At 57.9% G+C, this 22,925-nt stretch carries 25 protein-coding genes; 2 read left to right on the top strand and 23 right to left on the bottom strand.

The features are described 5' to 3' along the window. Positions 1 to 2: 2 nt before the first annotated feature. The 22 genes from HF327_RS11045 to HF327_RS10940 all read right to left on the bottom strand — a co-directional run bounded on the left by HF327_RS11045 (position 3) and on the right by HF327_RS10940 (position 20,332). On the bottom strand, positions 3 to 707 hold the full coding sequence (locus HF327_RS11045) for a gluconate 2-dehydrogenase subunit 3 family protein (RefSeq protein WP_169108274.1): 705 nt from the start codon (positions 705 to 707) through the stop codon (positions 3 to 5). Positions 708 to 1,106: 399 nt separating this feature from the next. Beyond that, positions 1,107 to 2,198: a beta-N-acetylhexosaminidase gene (gene nagZ / locus HF327_RS11040; RefSeq protein WP_169108273.1), complete on the bottom strand. Its 1,092-nt coding sequence runs from the start codon at positions 2,196 to 2,198 to the stop codon at positions 1,107 to 1,109. Between the two features lie 114 nt (positions 2,199 to 2,312). Continuing rightward, positions 2,313 to 2,714, bottom strand: a complete 402-nt coding sequence (gene acpS / locus HF327_RS11035) for a holo-ACP synthase (RefSeq protein WP_169108272.1) — start codon at positions 2,712 to 2,714, stop codon at positions 2,313 to 2,315. A gap of 65 nt (positions 2,715 to 2,779) precedes the next feature. Continuing rightward, entirely contained in the window at positions 2,780 to 3,553 is a 774-nt protein-coding gene (locus HF327_RS11030; protein WP_169108271.1) for a pyridoxine 5'-phosphate synthase, read from the bottom strand. Further along, complete coding sequence (gene recO / locus HF327_RS11025; RefSeq protein ID WP_169108270.1) at positions 3,550 to 4,326, bottom strand: DNA repair protein RecO; 777 nt, start codon at positions 4,324 to 4,326, stop codon at positions 3,550 to 3,552. The genes HF327_RS11030 and recO overlap by 4 nt, the downstream gene beginning before the upstream one ends. 91 nt (positions 4,327 to 4,417) lie before the next feature. Then, on the bottom strand, positions 4,418 to 5,359 hold the full coding sequence (era, locus tag HF327_RS11020) for a GTPase Era (protein ID WP_236024152.1): 942 nt from the start codon (positions 5,357 to 5,359) through the stop codon (positions 4,418 to 4,420). 158 nt (positions 5,360 to 5,517) lie between these two features. After that, complete coding sequence (rnc, locus tag HF327_RS11015; RefSeq protein ID WP_169108268.1) at positions 5,518 to 6,201, bottom strand: ribonuclease III; 684 nt, start codon at positions 6,199 to 6,201, stop codon at positions 5,518 to 5,520. 9 nt (positions 6,202 to 6,210) lie between these two features. Next, positions 6,211 to 6,561 (bottom strand): DUF4845 domain-containing protein, encoded by a 351-nt coding sequence (locus HF327_RS11010; protein WP_169108267.1) that lies wholly within the window; start codon positions 6,559 to 6,561, stop codon positions 6,211 to 6,213. Between the two features lie 83 nt (positions 6,562 to 6,644). Next, positions 6,645 to 7,622, bottom strand: coding sequence for a signal peptidase I (lepB, locus tag HF327_RS11005; RefSeq protein ID WP_169108266.1), 978 nt, complete (start codon positions 7,620 to 7,622; stop codon positions 6,645 to 6,647). Then, the gene (gene lepA / locus HF327_RS11000; RefSeq protein WP_169108265.1) at positions 7,622 to 9,430 is read right to left on the bottom strand and encodes a translation elongation factor 4; all 1,809 of its coding nucleotides are present in this window, start codon (positions 9,428 to 9,430) and stop codon (positions 7,622 to 7,624) included. Before lepA ends, lepB begins: the two co-directional genes overlap by 1 nt. Positions 9,431 to 9,855: 425 nt before the next feature. After that, positions 9,856 to 11,352: a DegQ family serine endoprotease gene (locus HF327_RS10995; RefSeq protein ID WP_169108264.1), complete on the bottom strand. Its 1,497-nt coding sequence runs from the start codon at positions 11,350 to 11,352 to the stop codon at positions 9,856 to 9,858. A gap of 257 nt (positions 11,353 to 11,609) precedes the next feature. Next, positions 11,610 to 12,377: a sigma-E factor negative regulatory protein gene (locus HF327_RS10990; RefSeq protein ID WP_169108263.1), complete on the bottom strand. Its 768-nt coding sequence runs from the start codon at positions 12,375 to 12,377 to the stop codon at positions 11,610 to 11,612. 27 nt (positions 12,378 to 12,404) lie between these two features. Next, positions 12,405 to 13,034, bottom strand: coding sequence for an RNA polymerase sigma factor RpoE (rpoE, locus tag HF327_RS10985; protein ID WP_169108262.1), 630 nt, complete (start codon positions 13,032 to 13,034; stop codon positions 12,405 to 12,407). A gap of 38 nt (positions 13,035 to 13,072) precedes the next feature. Next, positions 13,073 to 13,564, bottom strand: coding sequence for a hypothetical protein (locus HF327_RS10980; RefSeq protein ID WP_169108261.1), 492 nt, complete (start codon positions 13,562 to 13,564; stop codon positions 13,073 to 13,075). 148 nt (positions 13,565 to 13,712) lie between these two features. After that, positions 13,713 to 14,960 (bottom strand): beta-ketoacyl-ACP synthase II, encoded by a 1,248-nt coding sequence (fabF, locus tag HF327_RS10975; RefSeq protein ID WP_169108260.1) that lies wholly within the window; start codon positions 14,958 to 14,960, stop codon positions 13,713 to 13,715. Between the two features lie 37 nt (positions 14,961 to 14,997). After that, complete coding sequence (gene acpP / locus HF327_RS10970) at positions 14,998 to 15,237, bottom strand: acyl carrier protein (protein ID WP_003058049.1); 240 nt, start codon at positions 15,235 to 15,237, stop codon at positions 14,998 to 15,000. A 159-nt stretch (positions 15,238 to 15,396) separates the two neighbouring features. After that, entirely contained in the window at positions 15,397 to 16,140 is a 744-nt protein-coding gene (gene fabG, locus HF327_RS10965) for a 3-oxoacyl-ACP reductase FabG (RefSeq protein WP_169108259.1), read from the bottom strand. Beyond that, entirely contained in the window at positions 16,137 to 17,081 is a 945-nt protein-coding gene (gene fabD / locus HF327_RS10960) for an ACP S-malonyltransferase (protein ID WP_169108258.1), read from the bottom strand. Before fabD ends, fabG begins: the two co-directional genes overlap by 4 nt. Before the next feature lie 51 nt (positions 17,082 to 17,132). Further along, positions 17,133 to 18,113 carry a beta-ketoacyl-ACP synthase III gene (locus tag HF327_RS10955; RefSeq protein WP_169108257.1) on the bottom strand — a complete coding sequence of 327 codons (981 nt, stop codon included), beginning with the start codon at positions 18,111 to 18,113 and terminating at the stop codon, positions 17,133 to 17,135. An 8-nt stretch (positions 18,114 to 18,121) separates the two neighbouring features. Continuing rightward, positions 18,122 to 19,162 carry a phosphate acyltransferase PlsX gene (gene plsX, locus HF327_RS10950; RefSeq protein ID WP_169108256.1) on the bottom strand — a complete coding sequence of 347 codons (1,041 nt, stop codon included), beginning with the start codon at positions 19,160 to 19,162 and terminating at the stop codon, positions 18,122 to 18,124. Positions 19,163 to 19,358: 196 nt separating this feature from the next. Then, positions 19,359 to 19,541, bottom strand: coding sequence for a 50S ribosomal protein L32 (gene rpmF, locus HF327_RS10945; protein WP_099738243.1), 183 nt, complete (start codon positions 19,539 to 19,541; stop codon positions 19,359 to 19,361). 236 nt (positions 19,542 to 19,777) lie between these two features. Further along, a complete protein-coding gene (locus HF327_RS10940; protein WP_169108255.1) occupies positions 19,778 to 20,332 on the bottom strand; it encodes a YceD family protein in 555 nt (184 codons plus the stop codon). 25 nt (positions 20,333 to 20,357) lie between these two features. Between HF327_RS10940 and HF327_RS10935 the strand changes: the two genes are divergently transcribed. Further along, positions 20,358 to 20,966: a Maf family nucleotide pyrophosphatase gene (locus HF327_RS10935; protein ID WP_169108254.1), complete on the top strand. Its 609-nt coding sequence runs from the start codon at positions 20,358 to 20,360 to the stop codon at positions 20,964 to 20,966. Next, entirely contained in the window at positions 20,963 to 21,751 is a 789-nt protein-coding gene (locus HF327_RS10930; protein ID WP_169108253.1) for an SAM-dependent methyltransferase, read from the top strand. The genes HF327_RS10935 and HF327_RS10930 overlap by 4 nt, the downstream gene beginning before the upstream one ends. A gap of 112 nt (positions 21,752 to 21,863) precedes the next feature. Here the strand turns inward: HF327_RS10930 and HF327_RS10925 are convergent, their stop codons facing one another. Next, positions 21,864 to 22,925, bottom strand: coding sequence for a S49 family peptidase (locus HF327_RS10925; RefSeq protein WP_169108252.1), 1,062 nt, complete (start codon positions 22,923 to 22,925; stop codon positions 21,864 to 21,866).

Below are 22,925 nucleotides of genomic sequence, written 5' to 3'. Positions count from 1 at the left end.
GGTTATGCTCTCTCGCCTTTGATGGATACAGGGCCCAGGGGGTACTTCTTGTTGTGCTGATCCACCCATTCGGCGTAGCTGGCGCGCGCGCCGGGGAAGCCGATGTATTTCCAGGACTGCATGCCGTGGTTGCCGCCGTGCACAGGGTCGGCAAAGTAGCCTTCCTTGGTATTGGCCAGCAGCGTGGTGAAGAAGAAGCTCAGCTCAGGGTCCAGCTTGATCTCGCCCTTTTGCAGTGCGGTCAGTGCTTCGTCTTGCTGCTTGGGGTCCAGAGCCTTGAATTCCTTGCCAAAGCGCTCTTTGCACACTGCGTTGAACGCAGGGATCGCCTTGCGATAGAGCTGTGCAGGGTTCAGCGGCGACTGCCAGCCCCGATCGGGCGTAGCGGCAGGGTCGTGAGGGCCTTCCATGTACCAGATCTCGGCATTGCCGTAGTAGCCCTGCAACTGGCGGTCGATGAACACCGGCACATGGGCTTCGATAGCGCCTGGGCCGTCGCCATCCGAAGGGATCAGGCGGGCCGTGGCGGCCATCACAAAAGCCCATTCCTCAGGGTTGAGGTACTCAGGCTTGTACTTGTCCAGCGGAACAGGCACCTCCTTGGAGTTGGCATGAAACGTCATGGCAACACCGGTCAGCGCCACGCCGGCACCAGCACCGGAGGCCATCAGAAACGATCTGCGACTGGGTGGGGAAGAGTTAGACATTGTTGATTCCTACATCGTGTAAACAGCGAGATCGGCATGCCAGCCATTCGCTGGGATGCGCTCGTTCAGGACTTGTGACCCTGTGAAATGCGACGAGACGTGCATGCAAAAATTGGCAAAACCCGATAAAAAAGTACGCACACACACCCGGAAAAAGCCTGCACGATGAAGCTTTCTCATACTTTTTAATGTCTCAATAATAGTTACCCATGCAATTAGCTGTATCTTGGAATGAGCACAACTGCCTGCCGGTCGTGGTCTTTTATCTCAGCAAAAACGTGGGGTTTACCATTAGATATAAGACATAAGACTGACCCTCATCAGCATGAAGAGGCGTAAAAAAATCCGCTGCAAACCGAAGCTTGCAGCGGATGTAGGAGTGAGCCTGTTTATCGTGATTTAAGGCAGCAGATTCAGCGCCTCCAAATAAGCGGGCTGACGCATCAGATCGTCCCATGCCTGAGGTTCGGTATCCGGCAACAACGACAGGCGGCGAGATTCGCTGTCTTCGTCAGGCAGCCAGCGGCCATCGCGCAGCGCAGCATCCATGCCGTCCAGTAATTCATCCACATGCTCGCCAAAGCCCAGGCTCTGGTTGCACAGCAGCACCATGTCACAGCCCGCATTCAGCGCAGCCAACGCGGCATCGGTAAAGCTGATCAGCTCACCATTGATACGACGCGCGCCCTCCATGCTCAGGTCATCACTGAAGATGGCACCGTCATAGCGCAGGCGGCTGCGCAGAATGTCCTTGAGCCACTTTTCGCTAAAGCCTGCGGGACGCTTATCCACCTTGGGGTAGATGACGTGGGCCGGCATCACTGCAGTCAGCACGCTGGTCAGCCAAGGGTATGGAGCGGCATCTTCATCAAGGATGGCGCCCAGGCTGCGCTTGTCGACGGGGATATCCACATGTGAATCCGCCTTCACAAAGCCATGACCCGGGAAATGCTTGCCACAGTTGCCCATGCCGGCCTGCAGCAGGCCGTGCATCAGGCTCTTGGCCAGGGTCGCCACCACGCGCGGATCACGGTGGAAGCTGCGGTCGCCAATGACCGAGGATTCGCCGTAGTCCAGATCCAGCACGGGCGTGAAGCTGAAATCCACGCCGCAGGCACGCAGCTCCGTGCCCAGCACATAGCCCGCCGCCGTGGCCGCATTCATGGCGCGCATGGCGCCGCTGCCTTCACGCTGCTTTTTGCCCTTGCCGTCATCCATCCACATCTCGCCAAAGGCGCGCATGGGCGGAATGTGGGTAAAGCCATCGGTACGAAAGCGCTGCACCCGGCCGCCTTCGTGGTCCACGCTGATCAGCAGGTCAGGCTTGATGGCCTTGATGTCAGCGCACAGCTGAACCAGAGCGCTACGGTCTTCCCAGTTGCGCTTGAAGAGGATGATGCCGCCCACCAGCGGATGGGCCAGACGGGCGCGATCCTCATCGGTCAGCGATGTGCCGGCAATGTCAATGATCAGAGGTGCGTGCATGCTCATGAATACTTCTAGAAAAGTGAACTTAAAGGTTTTCCTGACCAAACCCAGAGGCCACCAGCAAGGGCCGCCCCGCAGCAAAGGTGGCCGTCCCCCTGGGGGAAGCCGCGAAGCGGCTCAGGGGGGTGATATTTTTTCCACGACGCAGAAGCTGGCCGCGTAGTCGCTTTCATCCGTGACCGACAGGTGCACGGTCAGATGGTTTTTTTCAAACCATTCTTTGAGTGCGCCATGCAGGCAAATCGCAGGCTGGCCGCTGGGCAGTTTGATGACCTCGCAATGTCGCCAGGTCATGGGCATGACCATGCCCATGCCTATCGCCTTGCTAAACGCCTCTTTGGCCGAAAAGCGCGTGGCCATATAGCGAATGCCGCGCTCGGGCCAGCGCTCGCTGCGGGCCTTCCAGGTAGCCAGTTCGCCATCGGCCAGAATTTTTCTGGCAAAGCGCTCGCCATGCTTTTCCAGACTCTCGCGAATGCGGCGCACGTCGCAGATGTCCGTACCTATGCCGTAGATCATGCTTTACTCCTTATGAGCCAAAAATGGCTCAAGCGCTTATTCATCAAGCGCTGGCAGCTATGGTTTTAGGATTTCTTGAGCGCCATGCCAGCATCGATGCAGGCCTGATACGCCTTCACGGTTTCGGCATAACCCAGCTCCAGCGCATCGGCAATCAGGGCGTGACCAATCGACACTTCGGCTAGGCCGGGCACGCGCGCCACAAAGGCAGCCAGGTTGTCGCGATTCAGATCGTGACCAGCGTTGATACCCAGCCCCGCATCCAGCGCGGCCTGCGCGGCCTTGGCGTAGGTTTGCAGTTGCAGCTCTTGATCAGCCTTGCCCCAGTTAGCGGCAAAGGGCTCGGTATACAGCTCCACGCGGTCGGCACCCACGGCTTTGGCGGCAGCCATTTGTTCAGGGACAGGATCCATGAACAGGCTGACGCGCACGCCCAGCGCCTTGCATTCGGCGATCAGAGGCTTCAAACGCTCGGCATCCTGCGGGAAGGTCCAGCCATGGTCGCTGGTGAACTGCTCTTCGCTGTCAGGCACAAAAGTGGCCTGATGCGGACGCGTCTGACGGATGAAATCCATCAGGTTCTGCGTGGGGTTGCCCTCAATATTGAACTCGGCCTGGGGCCAGCTCTTGAGCAGTTCCTGCAGATCAAACACGTCTTGCGCGCGGATATGGCGCTCGTCAGGACGGGGGTGGATGGTAATGCCCTGCGCCCCGGCTTCCAGACAGATTTGCGCCGCGCGTGTGACCGACGGAATACCCAGATGGCGGGTATTGCGCAGCAGCGCCACCTTGTTGACATTGACTGAAAGCGCGGTGCGTGGGGAGGCAGAGTGGTTCATAGCGATTGCAAATCCATCATCAGCTGGCGGGTGCGCAGCATTGTCGAGCCGCAATGGTATTGCAGAAGATTGCGCAATTGCGGCTTCAGGGCCTGAGCCACTTCGGGCTCGGCCAGCGCCTTGAGGGTGCGGGGAAAGGGCTGATCGGTCTGCAGCGCCAGCTCTATGCTCTGCCACTGTACGCCGGTAAGCGCCGCGCGCTCGTATTCAGAGGCCTGGCGCAACCCGCCATCAGCCACCAGCGTGTAGCGCAAAGCAGTATTGACTTGGCTGAGCGTGGCGCTTTCCTGCGTCAGATCCGGCAGATGGCCCAGCTCACGCAGCAGTACCAATTCAAAAGCGCGCAGCACCGGCTCTATGGCATCGGTAGTGCCGCCATGCTGACCGGCCAGCACGCGTACCACGCCAGCGTAAATATCAAACAGCGCCGCATACGGGTCGTCGCGTGCCAGCAGGCGCAGCAGCAGCTCGTTGAGATACATGCCCGACCACAACGCATCGCCCTGCGGCATGACATGGCCGCCCACCCACTCCGCGCCTTTGAGCGAGTGAATTTCGGCATTCCCCTCTGCACCCAGCGTGTAGTTGAGCTTCAGCGGCTGCAGCGGCAGCAGCACGGGGCGGAAGTTGGAGGTGTGACGCTTGACGCCCTTGGCCGCCAGCGCCACGCGACCACGATGGCGCGTGAACACCTCCAGAATCAGGCTGGATTCGCTCCAGTCGTACTGGTGCAGGATGTATGCGGGTTCGTCGCTGACGCGTTTGGCTGCCACGGAGTGCTTCAGAAAAGAGAAAAGGCCTCAGCAGAGGCCTTGGTTCGGAAATGATAGCTTGCAGCGCAGTATTCACCGAGCCGCAAGGCAATCACTCATAGCCGAAGGATTTGACGCGGGCCTCATCATCCGCCCAGCCAGACTTGACCTTGACCCAGACTTCCAGAAACACCTTGGCGTCCAGAATCTTTTCCAGGTCTTGGCGCGTTTCGGTAGAGATACGCTTGAGGCGCTCGCCACCCTGACCAATCACCATGGCCTTGTGACCGTCGCGCTCAACCACGATGGTGGCGGCGATGCGCATGAAGCGGCCAAACTTGGGGCTGGGCTCTTCCTCGAACTTGTCGATGACGACCGTGGAGGTGTAAGGCAGCTCGTCGCCGGTAAAGCGGAACAGCTTCTCGCGCAGGGTTTCAGACGCCAGGAATTTCTCGCTGCGGTCGGTCAGTTCATCTTCGCCGTAGAACCATTCCTGCTGTGGCAGGTACTTGGAGCAGATACCGAACATGCGTTCGACATCTTTTTTGTTCTTGGCCGACATGGGCACGAACTCAGCAAAAGGATGGCGCTCTTGCATATCCTTGAGCCAAGGTGCCACTTCATGGCGGCGGCCCACGGTGTCCAGCTTGTTGGCAATCAACAGCGTGGGAATACCGGGCTTGAACAGGCTCAGCACCTTGGCATCCGCCGGGGTAAAGCTGCCGGCTTCGACCACGAACAAGATCAGGTCCACATCACCAATCGCGCCCAGAACAGTCTTGTTCAGCGACTTGTTGAGGGCGGTGGAGTGCTTGGTCTGAAAACCGGGCGTATCCACAAAAACGAACTGCGTATCGTCCTTGGTACGGATACCGGTAATGCGGTGACGCGTGGTCTGTGCCTTGCGCGAGGTAATCGAGACCTTCTGGCCGACCAGCGCGTTCATCAACGTGGACTTGCCGACGTTGGGCTTGCCCACAATGGCGATCAGGCCGCAGCGCTGCTCTTCTGGCGCGTAAACGCGCGCAGGCTCAGCCGACTCTTCATCGCGCATCACAGTAGGAGCGCTGCCGGGCTTGGCTGCCGCCAGCATTTCGCTGATGTAGTCCAGGCTAGGGTCGCTGATATCGGTAGAAACGGCCTTAGGCCCTTTCAGGGCCTTAGCGTTCGATGCACCTACGGTGCCTGCTATCTTTTTCTTAGCAGCATCGGTCATGGATTTTTGGCTTTCAATTGATCCAGCACGGCAGCAGCTGCTGCCTGCTCGCCCATACGGCGGGATATTCCCGTCCCCTGGGCTTTGATGTTCCATTCGGCAATGGTGCACGCGACCTTAAAGGTCTGCTTGTGCGCCGCGCCACTGATTTCCACCACATCGTATTGCGGCAGCTTCATGCGCTTGCCTTGCAACAACTCTTGCAGTGCGGTCTTAGGGTCTTTTTCAGCCGCACGCATGTGGGGGTTGATGTCCACGCCTTCAAAAAGGTGATGGACGACTTTCTCGCCTGCGGAAAATCCAGCATCCAGATAGACAGCGCCAATCAGCGCTTCCACGGCATCCGCCAGGATGGAGGGGCGCTGCTTGCCGCCCGACTTGGATTCGCCTTCACCCAGACGCAACAGCCCGGGCAATTGCAGCTGCAGAGCAATTTTGTGCAGCGTGCCTTCTTTGACGAGATTGGCCCGAACGCGCGAGAGATCGCCTTCGGGCATGGATTCCAGCTTGGCATACAACAAGCTGGAGATGGCGAGACTGAGCACCGAGTCACCCAGAAACTCCAGGCGTTCGTTGTTGTCAGCCGAAAAGCTGCGGTGCGTTACCGCACGCTGCAGCAGGGCCAGATTAGAAAATTGGTGTTGCAGTCTTTGCTGCAGTGCGACTAGAGCAGGTTCCACCTGAAAGGACTATTTCTTGAAACGGTAAACAAGGAAGGCAGGGCCTGCCAGAGGAATTTCACGGGAATATTCAAAGCCCACGACGATCTTGTCGTTGACCTTGGTCACATTCAAGTCGTTGCCCGTGACTGACTTGAAGTCATCAATGGCTGCTGAGCGATCAAATGCGGCTTTGACTTCCGCCACGGTATTGCCTTCAGCGGCGGCCTTGTTGGCGGCCTTGGTGATGGCTTGATACTCGAGGAAGACGGGCACTGATTGTGCGCCAATTGCCACCACCGAGACGATGATGGCCACGAGAAACACCAGACCGATAAAGGACAGGCCACGTTGGCGCGAACGAAATGCCAGATTCTTCATTCTTTTCTCCTCTTTAGGCGGGAATGTATCGACCCGCTCATCCCAGAAAATTGTCGAAACAGATGCCAGAGCTTAGCTAGAGCTTAGTGAAAGCGGCCAATACGGCCCAGATCACCAAAGTTCATCCAGACAAAGAAGGCCTTGCCCACGATGTTCTTGTCCGGCACAAAGCCCCAGTAACGAGAATCCAGCGAGTTATCGCGGTTGTCGCCCATCATGAAGTAATGGCCTTCGGGTACTTTGCAGGTCACACCCTCCACGCTGTAGCGGCAGTTTTCCTTAAAGGCGAAATCGCTTGTGCCTTGAATGAAACCGGGCACATCGCTGTTAACGATGATGTTGTGCGGCTTCTCACCCAGGGTCTCTTCAAACTGCTTGAAGTAACGCATCACGTCACGATCAAGAAAATCTGGCAGCTCGCGGGTGGGCAGCTCCTGGCCATTGATGGTAAGGCGCTTGTTGATATAAGCCACCTCATCACCGGGCACGCCCACCACACGCTTGATGTAATCGAGCGTTGGCTGGGGTGGGTAACGGAACACCATCACATCGCCGCGCTGGGGCTTGTTGCCTTCTGTGATCTTCTTGTTGATGACGGGCAGACGGACACCGTAGGTGAACTTGTTCACCAGGATCAGGTCACCCACCATCAGCGTCGGGATCATGGAGCCCGAAGGGATCTTGAAGGGCTCAAACAAGAACGAACGCAGCACGAACACGATGGCAATCACCGGGAACAGGCCTGCGGTCCAGTCCAGCCACCAGGGCTGCATCAAGATGCGGCCCTTGGCCTCTTCCGAGACGTCAAGATCCGTCTTGGCGATGCCCATGCGATCCAGCTCGGCACGACGCTCAATCACCGCCTGCTCCAGCGCGACCGCCGCAGCGCGGCGCTTGGGCCAGAAGTAAAAGCGCTCGGCCAGCCAGTACACGCCAGTCACCACCGTTGCCAAAAACAGCAGTAGCGCGAAGTTGCCTTCGATGGAACCCGTGTACCAGGCAGCGATGTAGCCTACAAACGCCGCCAGGATGGCAGCCGTGATCCACTGAATGACTTGCATCAATCCTCCACTTGCAAAATGGCCAGGAAGGCTTCTTGCGGCACTTCGACCGATCCAATTTGCTTCATACGTTTCTTACCAGCCTTCTGCTTTTCCAGCAGCTTGCGCTTACGCGAAACGTCACCACCGTAGCACTTGGCCAGCACGTTCTTGCGCATGGCCTTGACGGTTTCACGCGCAATGATGTTGGCACCAATGGCGGCCTGAATGGCCACATCAAACATCTGGCGGCTGATGATTTCGCGCATCTTGGCCACCACGGCACGACCACGGAAGGTCGCCTGTGAGCGGTGAACAATGATGGACAGAGCATCGACCTTTTCGCTGTTGAGCAAAATATCGACCTTGACCACATCAGAGGTACGGTACTCCAGGAACTCATAGTCCATGGAGGCATAGCCACGCGAGACCGATTTGAGCTTGTCAAAGAAGTCCAGCACGATTTCGCCCAGAGGCATTTCATAGGTCAGCATGACCTGACGACCGTGATAGGCCATGTTCTTCTGAACACCGCGCTTCTGGTTGGCCAGCGTCATTACCGGGCCCACATAGTCTTGCGGCATGTACAGATGCACGGTCACGATGGGCTCACGGATTTCCTCCATACGACCCTGGTCGGGCATCTTGGATGGGTTCTCCACCTGAATGACTTCGCCGTCGGCCTTGACCACTTCGTACACCACGCTGGGGGCTGTGGTGATCAAGTCCTGATCGAACTCGCGCTCCAGACGTTCCTGCACGATTTCCATGTGCAGCAGACCCAGGAAGCCGCAGCGGAAGCCAAAGCCCAGCGCCTGCGAGACTTCGGGCTCGTATTGCAGCGCAGCATCATTGAGCTGCAGCTTTTCCAGCGCATCGCGCAACTGGTCATATTCCGAGGCTTCGGTGGGGTACAGACCCGCGAACACCTGGGGCTTGACTTCCTTGAAGCCCGGCAGAGCCTTCTCGGCTGGGCCCAGATTGTTGGGCAGCTTTTTTTCCAGAGTGACGGTATCGCCCACCTTGGCGGCCTTCAGCTCCTTGATGCCTGCAATGATGTAGCCCACTTCACCGGCCTTGAGCGCATCGCGCGGCTGGGTGGCTGGGGTGAACACACCGATGTTGTTGGCTTCATAGGCTGCGCCTGTGGCCATCATCTTGAAGCGCTCGCCCTTTTTAAGCTGGCCATCAACCACGCGCACCAGCATCACGACGCCCACATAGGGGTCAAACCAGCTGTCCACAATCATGGCGCGCAGCGGGGCATCAGGGTTGCCCTTGGGGGCAGGCACCTTGGCCACAATGGCTTCCAGGATCTCGTCGATGCCCATGCCGGTCTTGGCCGAGCAGGGAATGGCATCCGTCGCATCAATGCCGATCACGTCTTCGATCTCGGCCTTGGCATTGTCAGGATCGGCGTTGGGCAGATCCATCTTGTTCAGCACGGCAAACACTTCCACGCCCAGGTCGAGCGCGGTGTAGCAGTTAGCCACGGTCTGGGCTTCCACGCCTTGCGAGGCATCAACCACCAGCAGACCGCCTTCGCAGGCGGACAGCGAGCGTGAGACTTCGTACGAGAAGTCCACGTGGCCGGGGGTATCGATGAGGTTCAGGTTGTAGACGTTGCCGTCCTTGGCCTTGTACTGCAGCGCAGCCGTCTGCGCCTTGATGGTGATGCCGCGCTCTTTCTCGATGTCCATCGAGTCCAGCACCTGGGCTTCCATATCGCGGTCAGCGAGACCGCCGCAGCGCTGGATCAGGCGGTCCGCCAGCGTGGACTTGCCATGGTCAATGTGCGCAATGATGGAGAAATTACGGATGTGATTCATCAACGAGAAAGACAGCTTGAATTGAAAAAAGGTGGTTGGCAGACGCAAGAAAAAAGGGCGCGTCCCTCAGCGGCGCGCCCTTAACCAACAATCTCTGGCAACTGCGATAGTTGGGACTTCATTGTAGGCAAAACTGGCCGCAAACCAAGACCCAGCAAGGCTTGACAATTTTCGGTTTGTGATTTTCAACTTCATTTACTAACAGTTTATTCACAATTCAGAAAACGCCGATCACCTTTTAGCAGCCGGAGATTGCAAGGGCTTCTGCACCGCTTAGAAACCGCTTATCAGCGCAGTTTTTTGCGTCCAACCACCATGCATTTGGCATGGATTCTACCCAATGGCATAGGGACACTTGCAGGTGCAGGTCTTGCCACCATTCCAGATCATGAAATGACAGCCAGACCTGCTGCTTTTGGGTGCTCTTATTTAGAGGGGCGAATCAGCACGTACTGCGCCCAGTCGCCTCGGCGCACCAGCACGTTCACGGGCTTGGACTTGTCCGCCTTGGCCCAGGCCGCCTCAAAGCTCTTGAGATCAGTCACTTCGGCATTGGCCAGCTGCAGGATGACATCACCTTCGCGCAGACCTGCACGGGCGGCAGCATCGACCGCAGCCGTCACGCGCACACCGCCCTTGACGGAGAGTTCCTTCTTCTGCGCCGCCGTCAGCTCGCTCAAGCTCAGGCCCAGAGATTTATTTTCCAGCACGCCTTGCGGAGTCTTGCTGCCACCTCTTTCCGCCTTGGTCTTGACCGCTTCGTCAGAGGGCACTTCGGCAATCACCATGCTCAATTCCTTGAGCTTGCCACGGCGCAGCACGGTAATCGTGCTCTTGGTGCCGGGCTTGGTATTGCCCACCATGCGCGGCAGGTCGGACACTTTTTCGATGGCCTTGCCATCGAACTTGGTAATCACGTCACCGGGCTCGACCCCTGCCTTGGCAGATGGCGAGTCAGGCTCAACCGCCGACACCAGTGCGCCTTCGGGCTTGCCAAGGCCAATGGACTCAGCAACCTCCTTGGTCACAGGACCGATTTGCACGCCAATACGACCACGCGTCACTTTGCCGCTGGTACGCAACTGCTCGCTGACGCGAATGGCCTCATCCACGGGAATCGCAAAACTGATCCCCATGAAACCGCCGGAGCGCGAATAAATCTGGCTATTGATGCCCACCACCTCACCACGCATATTGATCAGTGGGCCGCCCGAGTTACCGGGATTAATGGCCACATCCGTCTGAATAAAGGGCAGATAGTCACCCGTGTCGCGCTGTTTGGCCGAGACAATGCCGGCCGTGACCGAGTTCTCCAGCCCGAAGGGTGAGCCAATCGCCATGACCCATTCGCCCACGCGCAGCTTGCTCACATCGCCAATCTTCACGGCGGGCAGGTTTTTGGCATCGATCTTGACCACGGCCACATCGGTGCGCTTGTCGGAGCCCACGATTTTTGCCTTGAACTCCCGCTTATCGGTCAGCGTGACGATCACGTCGTCTGCGCCTTCGACCACGTGAGCATTGGTCATCACATAGCCGTCGGCCGTGAGCACAAAACCCGAGCCTACGCCGCGAGGCTGTTCTTCTTCAGACTGTCCGCCCTTAGGAGCGCGCCCTCCTGGCGCTTTGGGCACGGGCAGACCAAAACGGCGGAAGAACTCCAGCATGTCTTCATCCATGCCCAGTGCTTCGCCAGCATTGTTAGAGACTTTCTCCAGCGTACGAATGTTGACGACAGAAGGGCCGACCTGGTCGACCAGATCCGTAAAGTCCGGCAGGCCTCGCACCGCTGCAGCGCTTTGCGCATGCGCTGCAGAGACGGGTAAAAAGGCCGCCCCTGCCGCAGCGGCCACTGTCAGGGCGCTGGCCAGTGCTGTGGCCGAAACACGGGATTTGAGCGTCATCCAGGCTGGTGTGCGCATCGTTGTTATCCTTGTTCAAGTCGTCTGACGAACCGGGCCTGAAACCAAAATCTCAGACCCATGAAAAAGACAAAGAGTGCCATTCAAACACTCTTTGTAGCAAAAGCCATCAGCCCTCGCAAACGCCTAGCGGCATGAAGGAGGCTGTGGAATATTCCATAGTTACAGGCAAGCCGCACAAAATCAATAGCTGCTTACGCATATCCTGCTTGAGCTTGAAGCCAAAAAGGCTTGAAATCAAGCGCACATTGCTCGCTTCAATGGCGCGTTGCGGTCGCAAAGCTGGCATTGCGCAAAAAGCTGGCCGGCATCTGCAGATTGGGGGCGCTGCTGTATTGAGGGTGAGCGGCCAGCAGCTCATCCAGCCGCGAATCGCGCAACATCACAGTCTGGCCATTGGGGCCAGCAACTGCGACGGCTGTCGAGGACTGCGCTTCAGCATCCAGAGCAGTGGCCACACCCGGCTCTGTCGAAGTGACCGACATCAAGCCATTTGGAGCCACGGGGGCTGCGGAAGCGAGAACTACATTCGGGCTAGCTGCCGCCAGTTGCGCATCGCCCTGATGGCCATTCAAGCCACCAGAGCCTGCCAGCATCACGCCCCAGCCCACCGCAGCAACAGCAGCGACGGAGGCAAAGCCCGCCGCCATCTTCCAGCGAAAGACCGAGGCATTGGCCGCCTGGCGCGCAGGCAAGCTCACCACCTTGGCCTGCGTCTTGCCTTGCTGCTCGGCCGCAGTGACTTGCTCCAGACCATCAGAGGTCAGACCTGACAGGTGAATGCCCTGGACCACTCTCATTGGCTCGCTCGCCATATGGGCGCGCACGCTGCTCAAAATGTCATGCTGACTGTGATGGGCCAGCTCGGGGGAGCGCAGCACATCGCCAATCAAGTGGTACATGCCCCAGGATTGCTGACCTTCGTCGCTTTCCGCAAAAGAAAGCACAGCCTGAATATGGGACGAAGAGGCTTCGCCATCCACCAGGGCCGAGAGCTGTTCGCGCTTGATCAGATCGTCATTCATGAAGTTCACCTGCTCATCTTGCATGTACTACCAACGCTTTCCACCTTGGCGCTCCAGCAGGGGCTTGACCCTTGCCGAAATCGCCTCACGAGCCCGAAAGATGCGCGAGCGCACCGTACCAATGGGACAGTCCATCGCCAGGGCGATTTCCTCGTAACTCAGCCCTTCAATCTCGCGCAGCGTAACCGCCTGGCGTAAATCCTCGGGCAAAGCATCCATGGCGGCATTGACAGCTTGTGCAATTTCTTGCGCCGCCAGCACGGTTTCCGGGGTTTCCTGAGTGATTAGTTCCTGTCTGTGAACAGAAGTTTCATCATCGTCACTACCAGTGTGTAACGCGCTCTCGGAGATCACTGGCGAGCGGCGCATTTCCATCAAGGCCTTCTTGGCGGTATTGACGGCAATGCGGTACAGCCAGGTGTAGAACTGTGCTTCGCCCCGAAACTGGTGCAAGGCCTTGTAGGCACGGATAAAGGTTTCCTGCGCAATATCGGGCACCAGGTCCACATCCCGGACCATGCGCCCCACCAGTCGCTCGATGCGGCGCTGGTACTTGATGACCAGCAGTTCAAATGCCCTGGTGTCGCCAGCATTGGCTCGCTCAACGAGCGCCAGATCACTGTCTGCAGAAGGTGTGGGGAAATCGGGAGGTGTCATGAAGTGCCAAGCGGCGTGCTGCCATAACCGGCAAGGGCCTAACCCTGCTCTGCCAGCGGCACGACTGATGAATATACCGCACGCCGCAAGTCTCCCCATTGCACAGGGCTGTGCTGCTGGCTTATAAAAAGCCATAGCACCTTACGCTTGCTGCTCATAGGCTTGAGCACTAAAACATCTGAAATACACATCCACAGCCAACTGCCGCCATCCAGCCCTATGCGAAGCTGCACGGGCTGTGACTCAGCCACTGACAGCGCCTTGGACTCGATGGACCAATGCTCACCATCCCAGAGCAGCCTTCCCTGCGGCCAGCCTTGCCATTGGCTGCGCAGCAATCCAGCAGCCAGCAGCAGCGCAAACAAAGCCATCCATGCGGTCAACCCTCTACCCCACCCAGTCTGCGGCTGAAGACACCAGACCAGCATGGCCGCCAGTAATGCCAGCCAGACCAGCAGCAGCGCCCACCCCAGCCAAGCCGGGCGAGCAAAGTCATAGGCAACAGCAGGTGCATGGTAGCGGGCATTCATACCTGGCAGTGTGCAAAACCTCTGCAGCGGTCTGGCCTAGGGAAAGCACGAGCAAACTCAAGGTCAGAAACAACAAAGCCCGCAAAGCATGAACTGTGCGGGCTTGTGCAGTCGTGTAGTCGCAAGAACGACCACGACATTGAGTCGTCTAGATACGCTTGAAAACCAACGTACCGTTGGTACCACCAAAGCCAAAGTTATTCTTCACAGCCACTTCCAGCTTGGCATCCCGCGCTGTATTGGCGCAGTAATCCAGATCGCACTCGGGATCCTGGTTGTCCAGGTTGATGGTCGGAGGAATCTTCTGATCGTGCAGCGCCATCACGGTGAACACGCTCTCGATACCGCCAGCACCACCCAGCAGGTGACCTGTCATGGACTTGGTCGAGCTGACCACCAGCCCCTTCTTAGCGTACTCGCCCATGGCCGCCTTGATGGCGTTGGACTCATTCGTATCACCCAGAGGGGTCGATGTGCCGTGCGCATTCAGGTAGTTGACCTGATCCTGGTTCACACCCGCGTTGCGCAAAGCGTTGAGCATGGCTCGGCGGGGGCCGTCCATGCTGGGAGCTGTCATGTGACCCGCATCGGCACTCATGCCAAAGCCAGACAACTCCGCGTAAATCTTGGCACCACGGGCCTTGGCGTGTTCGTACTCTTCGAGCACCAGCACACCGGCACCTTCGCCGAGAACAAAGCCATCGCGGTCCTTGTCCCAGGGGCGCGAGGCAGCCTTGGGGTCGTCGTTGCGCGTAGAAAGCGCACGCATGGCCGCAAAGCCACCGACACCCAGAGGCGACACAGTCGCTTCCGTGCCACCAGCCACGACGATGTCAGCATCGCCGTATTCAATCATGCGTCCGCCTTCGCCGATGCAGTGCAGACCTGTTGTGCAGGCTGTCACGATCGACAGATTCGGCCCCTTGAAGCCAAATCGCATGGACACATGCCCTGCCACCATATTGATGATGGAAGCAGGCACGAAGAACGGCGTAACGCGGCGAGGGCCACGCGCAGCCAGTTCTGCGTGAGTGTTCTCGATCAGCGGCAGACCTCCGATACCCGAGCCGATCACGCAAGCAATGCGTGTGGCCAGGTCTTCGGACAGGGCTTCACCCGTAGGCAGGCCCGCGTCTAAAACGGCTTGCTCCGCAGCCGCGATACCGTAATGAATGAAGCTGTCCATGGTGCGCGCATCTTTCGCGCTCATGTACTTCTCCACATCAAATCCCTTGACCTCACCCGCAATCTTGCAGGAGAAGTTCGACGTATCGAACTTGGTAATGAGATCAATACCGGACTGGCCGGCCAATACATTGGCCCAAGCTTCTCCCACCGTGTTACCCACGGGGGAAATGCAACCTAGACCGGTCACGACAACGCGACGACGGCTCATGCGTTCAAACCTTTAACTGATCGCTGAAAAAAGACCCTTAGGCCTTTTGGTGGGTGTTTGCGTAGTCGATGGCGTTTTGCACCGTCGTGATCTTCTCTGCGTCTTCGTCAGGGATCTCGATGCCGAATTCATCTTCCAGGGCCATCACCAGTTCCACGGTGTCCAGGGAGTCAGCGCCCAGGTCAGCCACGAAGGCCTTTTCGTTGGTTACTTGAGACTCTTCAACGCCGAGTTGTTCAGCAATGATTTTTTTGACACGTGCTTCGATATCGCTCATGGTTTCCCTCAGGGGGTTGTGAATGAACCCGCGATTCTAGCCGCTTCGGGAGAAGCCCCTTGGCGGCAGGCCGTCGCGAGGACACGGCCACTGAACTTGCAAAAGTGTTCAGCTTCTGGCAGTAGGTATGACAAATGCCACTCCAGCTGCCGAAATTTTTTACATGTACATGCCACCGTTGACGTGCAATTCCTGCCCCGTCACATAGCCTGCACCAGTCGAAGCCAAGTAGGCCACGGCATGTGCAATGTCGCTGGGCTGGCCCAGGTCACCCATGGCGATCTGCGCCTTCAGCGCAGCCTTCTGCGCCTCTGGCAGGTCTGCCGTCATATCGGTGGCAATAAAGCCCGGAGCCACGCAGTTTGCGGTGATGCCGCGGCTGCCCAATTCCTTGGCCAAAGCACGCGTCATACCAGCCACGCCAGCCTTGGCTGCAGCGTAGTTGACCTGACCCGCATTACCCGATGCACCAACCACGCTGGTGATGCTGATAATGCGGCCAAAACGTTGCTTCATCATGGGACGAATAGCCGCACGGCTGACTCGGAAAACGGCCTTCAGATTGGTGTCAATCACGGCATCCCAGTCGTCATCCTTCATGCGCATGGCCAAGGTGTCGCGGGTAATACCGGCGTTATTGACCAGTACATGCAAGCCGCCATCGTTTTTCACGATGGAGTCGATCAGCGCGTCCACGGCAGCACCGTCGGTCACATTCAGCATCACGCCACGGCCGCCAAAGGCAGACAAAGCCTGCGTAATTTTTTCAGCACCGGCATCAGAAGTCGCCGTGCCGATCACTTGATAGCCCTTGGAGGCCAGCTCTTGTGCGATGGCAGCGCCAATGCCACGGGTGGCACCGGTCACCAGGGCAACCTGGGGCTTGGTCTGGTTATCAGTCATGCGAGCAATTCTTTCACGTCAGCCAGAGTGGCTGGGTCATACAGTGCGGCACCCGTCAGGTCCGCGTCAATTCGTTTGGTCAGGCCCATCAGCACCTTGCCGGGACCGCATTCCACCAGATGACTCACGCCACGGGCCTTGATGGCCTGTACGCACTCCACCCAGCGCACGGGACCAAATGCCTGACGATACAACGCATCGCGAATCGCATCAGCATCCGTTTGGACGGTCACGTCAATATTGTTGATAACCGGAATCTGGGGCGCAGCAAAGCTCAGATCCGCCAGCGCAGCCTTGAGCTTTTCGGCCGCAGGCTTCATCAGGCTGGAGTGGAAAGGTGCCGATACAGGCAGCGGCAGAGCCCGTTTGGCACCCGCCGCCTTCACCGCCTCACAGGCCTTCTCAACGGCCAGCTTGCTGCCAGCGATCACGGTTTGCGATGGGTCGTTGAAATTCACGGCTTCCACCACTTCAGCACCGCCCAGCTGGGCAGTCACTTCAGCGCAGATGGCTTGCACCTTGAGCGCATCCATACCCAACACAGCAGCCATGCCACCCGTCCCCACAGGCACGGCATCTTGCATGGCTGCAGCGCGCAGGCGCACCAGAGGTGTCGCCTGAGCCAGCGTCAGAACGCCGGAAGCAACCAATGCCGAGTACTCACCCAGAGAGTGACCTGCCACCGCATCAGGCAGCGCACCGCCTTCCGCCTGCCAGACACGCCAAGCAGCCACACCAGCCACCAGCATCACGGGCTGGGTGTTGGTAGTCAGAGCAAGGGCTTCCTTGGGGCCTTCCTTGATCAGTTGACCGACATTCTCACCCAGCGCCTCAGAGGCTTCAGCCACGGTTTGTGCGACCACGGGATGATCAGCCCAGCCGTCCAGCATGCCAACGGACTGCGAACCCTGACCGGGAAATACAAATGCGAATTTCTTCATATTTCTTAGTATTAAATTTGCCTCAAACGCTTACCTAGCTTGCACTGAGCGCTACATCTTGACGAGCACTGCACCCCAGGTGAAGCCACCGCCCACGCCTTCGAGCAATACGGTCTGGCCTTTTTTGACCTGACCGTTGCGAACGCCATGATCCAGTGCCAGCGGAATCGAGGCCGCCGAGGTGTTGCCATGCTGATCGACAGTGACAACCACCTTATCCATGGAAAGCTTGAGCTTGCGCGCTGTACTTTGCATGATGCGGATATTGGCCTGATGAGGAATCAGCCAATCTATATCAGCATCCGTAAGGCCCGCCTTCTCCAGTGCAGAGCGCGCAGCCTTATCCAGCACACTCACTGCCAATTTGAAGACTGCCTGGCCATCCATCTTGAGGACAGGGTCACCCAGCACATTGCCGCCAGACACATGTCCGGGCACGCAAAGAATGCCAACATGGCTGCCGTCGGCGTGCAGCTCGGTTGCCAGAATGCCAGGCTCATCAGAAGCCTCCAGCACCACAGCACCGGCACCATCGCCAAACAGCACACAGGTCGTGCGGTCGTTGAAATCCAGAATGCGACTAAAAACCTCAGAACCGACGACCAGCACGCGCTTGGCCGCGCCCGACTGAATCATGGAATCAGCCACCGTCAGCGCATAGACAAAGCCGCTGCAGACCGCCTGCACATCAAAGGCCGGACAGCCATTGGTAATGCCCAACTTGTTTTGCAAGATGGCTGCGGTCGAGGGAAACACCATGTCCGGCGTGGAGGTGGCAACAATAATCAGGTCAATATCCTGGGCTGCGAGGCCAGCCGCCTCGATCGCTTTGCGGCTGGCTTCCAGAGCCAGGTCACTGCTGGCCACATCAGGCGCAGCAAAGTGGCGCGCACGGATACCAGTGCGCTCAACGATCCACTCATCCGAGGTTTCAAGACCGCGCTGAGCCAGTTCGGCCGCAAGGTCGTTATTAGTCAGGCGTCGGGGAGGCAGGTAACTGCCAGTGCCAGTGATGCGTGCGTAGCGTCTCATGTCTTCTATCAGGGCGTCGAATTTCCAGGTTCCGTATGGGCGGCCAGCAACAAAGGCGCTGCGGCAGCGATACGGCTACGGACACGGTCAAGCAGGTTGTTTTTTGCTGCATCATACGCGCGCTTCAGAGCGAACTCGAAAGCCATCACGTCAGCAGAACCGTGGCTCTTGAAGACCAGACCCCGCAAGCCCAGCAAGGCCGCGCCGTTGTAGCGGCGATGATCCACGCGCTTCATCAGTGCAGATAGCACCGGATAAGAGATAACAGCCGCAAGTTTCGTAAAAATGTTGCGTTTGAATTCAGCCTTCAAAAGGCCCGAGATCATGGAAGCCACGCCCTCGGTCGTCTTGAGAGAAACATTACCAACAAAACCGTCGCAAACCACAATGTCCACCACACCCTTAAAGGTGTCGTTGCCTTCCACGTTGCCGTAGAAGTTCAAGTTACCAGCCTCGCCCGCCGCCCGCAGCAGCTCGCCGGCGCGCTTGATGACTTCGCTACCCTTGATCAGTTCTTCACCAACATTGAGCAGGCCCACGCTAGGCGCATCCGTATTTTTGAGGGCCGAAACCAGCGCTGAGCCCATGACGGCAAACTGCAGCAAATGCTCTGCCGAGCAATCCACATTGGCCCCCAAGTCCAGCATGGTGGTTTCGCCACCGGTGGAATTAGGCAAGCCAGAGGCAATCGCAGGCCGGTCAATGCCATCAAGGGTTTTGAGGACATAGCGGGAGATAGCCATCAATGCACCAGTATTGCCCGCAGAAACAGCCGCCTGAGCAGCACCTTCCTTGACCTGCTGAACGGTCACGCGCATGGACGAATCCTTTTTCTTGCGCAGAGCCACTTCCACAGGGTCATCCATTCGCACTACTTCAGTAGCAGGAACGATGGTGACACGTTCATGCTTGAAATTTTTCAGCTCTTCCACCTTACCTACCAGCAGCAGGTGGGCATCAGGGTGAGTATTCAGAAACTGACGACACGCAGCCAGCGTGACGCGGGGGCCATGATCGCCCCCCATGCAGTCAACAGCCAAAGTAATCATGGGCGACTGATAAGCCCATCGGGGCTTGGGGTAAGAGGTTGTAGGGTCCAGGACCCGAGCAGGAGTTATTTACAAAAACAGCTTGATCATTGTGCGACACGGTGCAACAAGGCTGATTTTGTAAATATCTCCTCGAAAAACAAAAGCCCGTTGCTACAAATAATGTAGCAACGGGCTTTGCGAATGCAGTCGTCGCTTAGGCTTCAGACTTGTTCTTCAGCACTTGGCGGCCACGGTACACGCCGGTAGGGCTGATGTGGTGACGCAGGTGAGTTTCACCAGTAGTCGCTTCAACAGCGATTCCTGGCACATTCAGTGCGTTGTGCGAACGGTGCATGCCGCGCTTGGAGGGAGACTTCTTGTTTTGCTGAACAGCCATGATGGCTCCTGTGTATCTTGAAAGGGTTGGTAACACGACCTACACATAAAGAGCAGACAAAGATTTTTGCCCTTTGACACACCAGTGAGGCGCGTACTTTCTTGTCTGTGTAAGTCCTAAAAAAACGCGATCAGCCCATTAAAGACACGAGGGGGTTTCGCGCGAAGCTCACGATTATAGCGCAAACGCATTTCGTGACTCACGCAAAATCAAATCCCATCGCGTTCTTATCGGGGTCAGTCTGCAGATTTGCCTACATTGAGGGATTGCAGCACGGCAAAAGGATTTTTTTTCTCCTCGCTTGCCTGCTCGAAGTCGGGATCAACAACTTCCAGCTTGACCGGCACCGGGCAGACCTCGTGGCGTGGCACCACGGGGACTTCCATCAGTAGCTCGTCTTCAATCAGCTCCAGCAGATTGAATTCGCTGCTCATTGCCAGCACATCCTCATCGCTGTCGTCATCTTCCAATTCTGCCGTTGCTTCGTCTGTAACGAAGCGGAATGACCGATCCACATAAAGGGGAATATGGGCCTCAGTCAGGCAGCGCTGACAAGTCATTGGTAGCTCTACCTCAGCGGACAGGTGCAGCCAGACATGGCCTGCGCCGCCGGTTTCCTCAACCAGCTCGCCTTCAGCCTCCCAGTGCACCAATGGTTGCTCGCCTTTAATAGCCAGCGCATCCGCTGCCAGACGCTTGAAGTCCGACAATGGCGCTTGACCATGCAAATGACCATCGGCTTGCGCGAAGTTACGCACTTCAAGCCGGGTCGCAGAAAAATCCTTGCTCATGTAGCGAGTGTAAGAGAATCCCGCAATGCCTGACTTATTGATTACCGGACGCCTTGAGCGCCCATTGGTTCTCGGCTCCACCTCCCGCTATCGGCGTGAGCTGCTCAGCCGCCTGCAACTGCCGTTTGAAACAGTCTCGCCCGAGGTGGATGAAACCCCTTTGAGCGACGAGACTCCTTATGACCTCAGCCTGCGCCTGGCAAGGGCCAAGGCCCAGGCCGTGGCTCAGCTCCATCCCGGCTCCATCGTGATCGGCTCTGACCAGGTGCCAGAGCTGGATGGACAGCCGCTGTCCAAGCCCGGCACGCACGAGCGCGCTACCGAGCAGCTGCGCCAAATGAGTGGCCGCCAGATGAATTTCCACACAGGCGTCTGCGTGACTTGCGCGGAAACGGGCTTCATGGAATCCAGCGTGGTGACGGTGCAAGTACGCTTTCGCGAGCTAAATGATGCCGAGATTGAACGCTATCTGCGTGCCGAACAACCCTATGACTGCGCTGGCTCCGCCAAGAGCGAAGGCCTGGGCATTGCTTTGCTCGACGCCATCGTCAGCGACGATCCCACGGCCTTGATCGGCTTGCCGCTGATTCGCACTTGCCAGTTGCTACGCGCTGCGGGAGTGGTTCTGCCATGAGCAACACTCCTAAAAACAAAGCAGGCACCCTTTATCTGGTGCCAGCTCCACTCGATTTTGGCTGCGATAGCCAGACCGCGCTGACCGAAGTGCTGCCCGAAGGTACGCTGCGCCGTGCCGCGTCGCTGACGAACTGGATCAGCGAGAACGCCAAGACGGCCCGCGCCTACCTCAAGCGTATTGATGCACTGTTTCCGCTGGCAGCTCCGCTGCAAGCCCAGAACATTGCCGAACTGCCCCGTGAAGCCCATAAAAAAGGGGACCACGGCAACAAAGGTGCAGCCGTGTTTGACCCCAAGCCCCTGCTGGCGGCAGCCCTTGCAGGCGAGGACATGGGACTGATCAGCGAAGCCGGCATGCCCGCCGTGGCCGACCCAGGCAGCTCCATCGTACGCGCCGCGCATGACTTGGGTATTCGCGTTGTGCCGCTGATTGGCCCAGTTTCACTATTGCTGGGTCTGGCTGCCAGCGGCCTGAACGGTCAGAACTTTGCCTTTGTGGGATATGTGCCGCAGGATGGCGCCGAGCGCACTGCTCGCCTCAAGGAACTGGAAAGCCTGGCCCTGCGCCATGGTCAGACCCAGCAATTCATCGAGACGCCCTACCGCAACGCAGCGCTGTGGCAGGCGCTGCTGCAGACCTTGCAGCCCAATACCCGTCTGGCACTGGCCAGCGGCTTGACACTGGAGACTGCGCGCATTGAAAGCCATCTGGTGCGCGAATGGAAGCAGCGCAACGCGCCGCCCGACAACCGCACGCCGGTGGTGTTCTCTATCGGCCGATAAAGCAGCCAAAGCCTGAGCAACAAAAAAGCCCGCTGTATTTGCAGCGGGCTTTTTCAATATTGATAGCTGATTGCGCTTTATACATAAGCGCAAGCAGCACTTTTCATCACTATCAGCGAATTGCAGGCACCAGACCACGCACGGCCTGCACCGAGCCAGATCCAATCGATGCACCAAATTTCTTGACCAGACGTTCAGCCACGTTGTCACGGCGGGTGTAGTCGATGACCTCTTCGGCCTTGACCACTTCACGCGCCACGTAGTCGAGGCTACCCAGCTTGTCGGCGAGACCCAGCTCTACGGCCTGCTGACCTGTCCAAAACAGACCGCTGAACATTTCAGGGGTTTCTTTGAGCTTGTCGCCACGCCCCGCCTTCACCACGCCGATGAATTGCAGATGGATTTGCTCCAGCATCTCTTTGGCAAATTCTTTTTGCTGTGCCGACATGGGGCTGAACGGATCAAGGAAACCCTTGTTCTCGCCCGCAGTCAGCAAGCGGCGCTCCACCCCCAGCTTGTCCATCACGCCGGTAAAGCCAAAGCCATCCATCAGCACGCCGATGCTGCCCACGATGCTGGCTTTGTCTACAAAAATCTCATCCGCTCCGGCGGCAATGTAATAAGCGGCAGAGGCGCAAGACTCTTCCACCACGGCATACAAAGGCTTGTTGTACTTGGCCTTGAGACGCACCATCTCGTCATTGATGATGCCCGCCTGCACGGGGCTGCCACCGGGCGAGTTAATCAACAGCACCACTGCGCGTGAGCCTGAGTCTTCAAAAGCGCTACGCATGGCCGCAACCACAAACTCGGCGCTGGCATCAGCACCCGAGGCAATCTCACCCTTGATTTCAACAACGGCCGTATGGGGCGTCGTGCTGGTCTTGGTAGCGGTGTCTTTGAAAAACACCACCCACAGCACCAGCAGCACGACCACCGACCACAGCAGGCGGCTGAAAAAGCGCCAGCGACGCGAGGCACGCTGCTCCTTGATGGATGCGAAAACCAGCTTTTCCAGCACATCGCGCTCCCAACCCGTGCCCCCAGAGGCCTTGGCTGCAGAAGGCGCCTCAGCGGACGCAGCTGGCGCAGCGGACGCTTTGGACCAAAGGTCCGCGCCCGGCGTTACATGCGGCTGGGAGTCATTGTTATCAGGAGTATTTGGGGAGCTCAT

Origin of the sequence: Comamonas suwonensis, assembly GCF_012844455.2 — a bacterium.
Taxonomy (GTDB): Bacteria; Pseudomonadota; Gammaproteobacteria; order Burkholderiales; family Burkholderiaceae_C; genus Comamonas; species Comamonas suwonensis.
Note: the sequence above shows the minus strand (reverse complement) of the source record. Positions and strands in the feature narration are given on the sequence as shown.

Bases quoted from the DNA above. Each gene is read 5' to 3' on its own strand.
- HF327_RS11045 (WP_169108274.1), bottom strand. From the start codon at position 707: ATGTCTAACTCTTCCCCACCCAGTCGCAGATCGTTTCTGATGGCCTCC.
- nagZ (WP_169108273.1), bottom strand. From the start codon at position 2,198: ATGAGCATGCACGCACCTCTGATCATTGACATTGCCGGCACATCGCTG.
- acpS (WP_169108272.1), bottom strand. From the start codon at position 2,714: ATGATCTACGGCATAGGTACGGACATCTGCGACGTGCGCCGCATTCGC.
- HF327_RS11030 (WP_169108271.1), bottom strand. From the start codon at position 3,553: ATGAACCACTCTGCCTCCCCACGCACCGCGCTTTCAGTCAATGTCAAC.
- era (WP_236024152.1), bottom strand. From the start codon at position 5,359: ATGCGCGATGAAGAGTCGGCTGAGCCTGCGCGCGTTTACGCGCCAGAA.
- HF327_RS11010 (WP_169108267.1), bottom strand. From the start codon at position 6,561: ATGAAGAATCTGGCATTTCGTTCGCGCCAACGTGGCCTGTCCTTTATC.
- lepB (WP_169108266.1), bottom strand. From the start codon at position 7,622: ATGCAAGTCATTCAGTGGATCACGGCTGCCATCCTGGCGGCGTTTGTA.
- lepA (WP_169108265.1), bottom strand. From the start codon at position 9,430: ATGAATCACATCCGTAATTTCTCCATCATTGCGCACATTGACCATGGC.
- HF327_RS10995 (WP_169108264.1), bottom strand. From the start codon at position 11,352: ATGCGCACACCAGCCTGGATGACGCTCAAATCCCGTGTTTCGGCCACA.
- HF327_RS10990 (WP_169108263.1), bottom strand. From the start codon at position 12,377: ATGAATGACGATCTGATCAAGCGCGAACAGCTCTCGGCCCTGGTGGAT.
- rpoE (WP_169108262.1), bottom strand. From the start codon at position 13,034: ATGACACCTCCCGATTTCCCCACACCTTCTGCAGACAGTGATCTGGCG.
- HF327_RS10980 (WP_169108261.1), bottom strand. From the start codon at position 13,564: ATGAATGCCCGCTACCATGCACCTGCTGTTGCCTATGACTTTGCTCGC.
- fabF (WP_169108260.1), bottom strand. From the start codon at position 14,960: ATGAGCCGTCGTCGCGTTGTCGTGACCGGTCTAGGTTGCATTTCCCCC.
- acpP (WP_003058049.1), bottom strand. From the start codon at position 15,237: ATGAGCGATATCGAAGCACGTGTCAAAAAAATCATTGCTGAACAACTC.
- fabG (WP_169108259.1), bottom strand. From the start codon at position 16,140: ATGACTGATAACCAGACCAAGCCCCAGGTTGCCCTGGTGACCGGTGCC.
- fabD (WP_169108258.1), bottom strand. From the start codon at position 17,081: ATGAAGAAATTCGCATTTGTATTTCCCGGTCAGGGTTCGCAGTCCGTT.
- HF327_RS10955 (WP_169108257.1), bottom strand. From the start codon at position 18,113: ATGAGACGCTACGCACGCATCACTGGCACTGGCAGTTACCTGCCTCCC.
- plsX (WP_169108256.1), bottom strand. From the start codon at position 19,162: ATGATTACTTTGGCTGTTGACTGCATGGGGGGCGATCATGGCCCCCGC.
- rpmF (WP_099738243.1), bottom strand. From the start codon at position 19,541: ATGGCTGTTCAGCAAAACAAGAAGTCTCCCTCCAAGCGCGGCATGCAC.
- HF327_RS10940 (WP_169108255.1), bottom strand. From the start codon at position 20,332: ATGAGCAAGGATTTTTCTGCGACCCGGCTTGAAGTGCGTAACTTCGCG.
- HF327_RS10935 (WP_169108254.1), top strand. From the start codon at position 20,358: ATGCCTGACTTATTGATTACCGGACGCCTTGAGCGCCCATTGGTTCTC.
- HF327_RS10930 (WP_169108253.1), top strand. From the start codon at position 20,963: ATGAGCAACACTCCTAAAAACAAAGCAGGCACCCTTTATCTGGTGCCA.
- HF327_RS10925 (WP_169108252.1), bottom strand. From the start codon at position 22,925: ATGAGCTCCCCAAATACTCCTGATAACAATGACTCCCAGCCGCATGTA.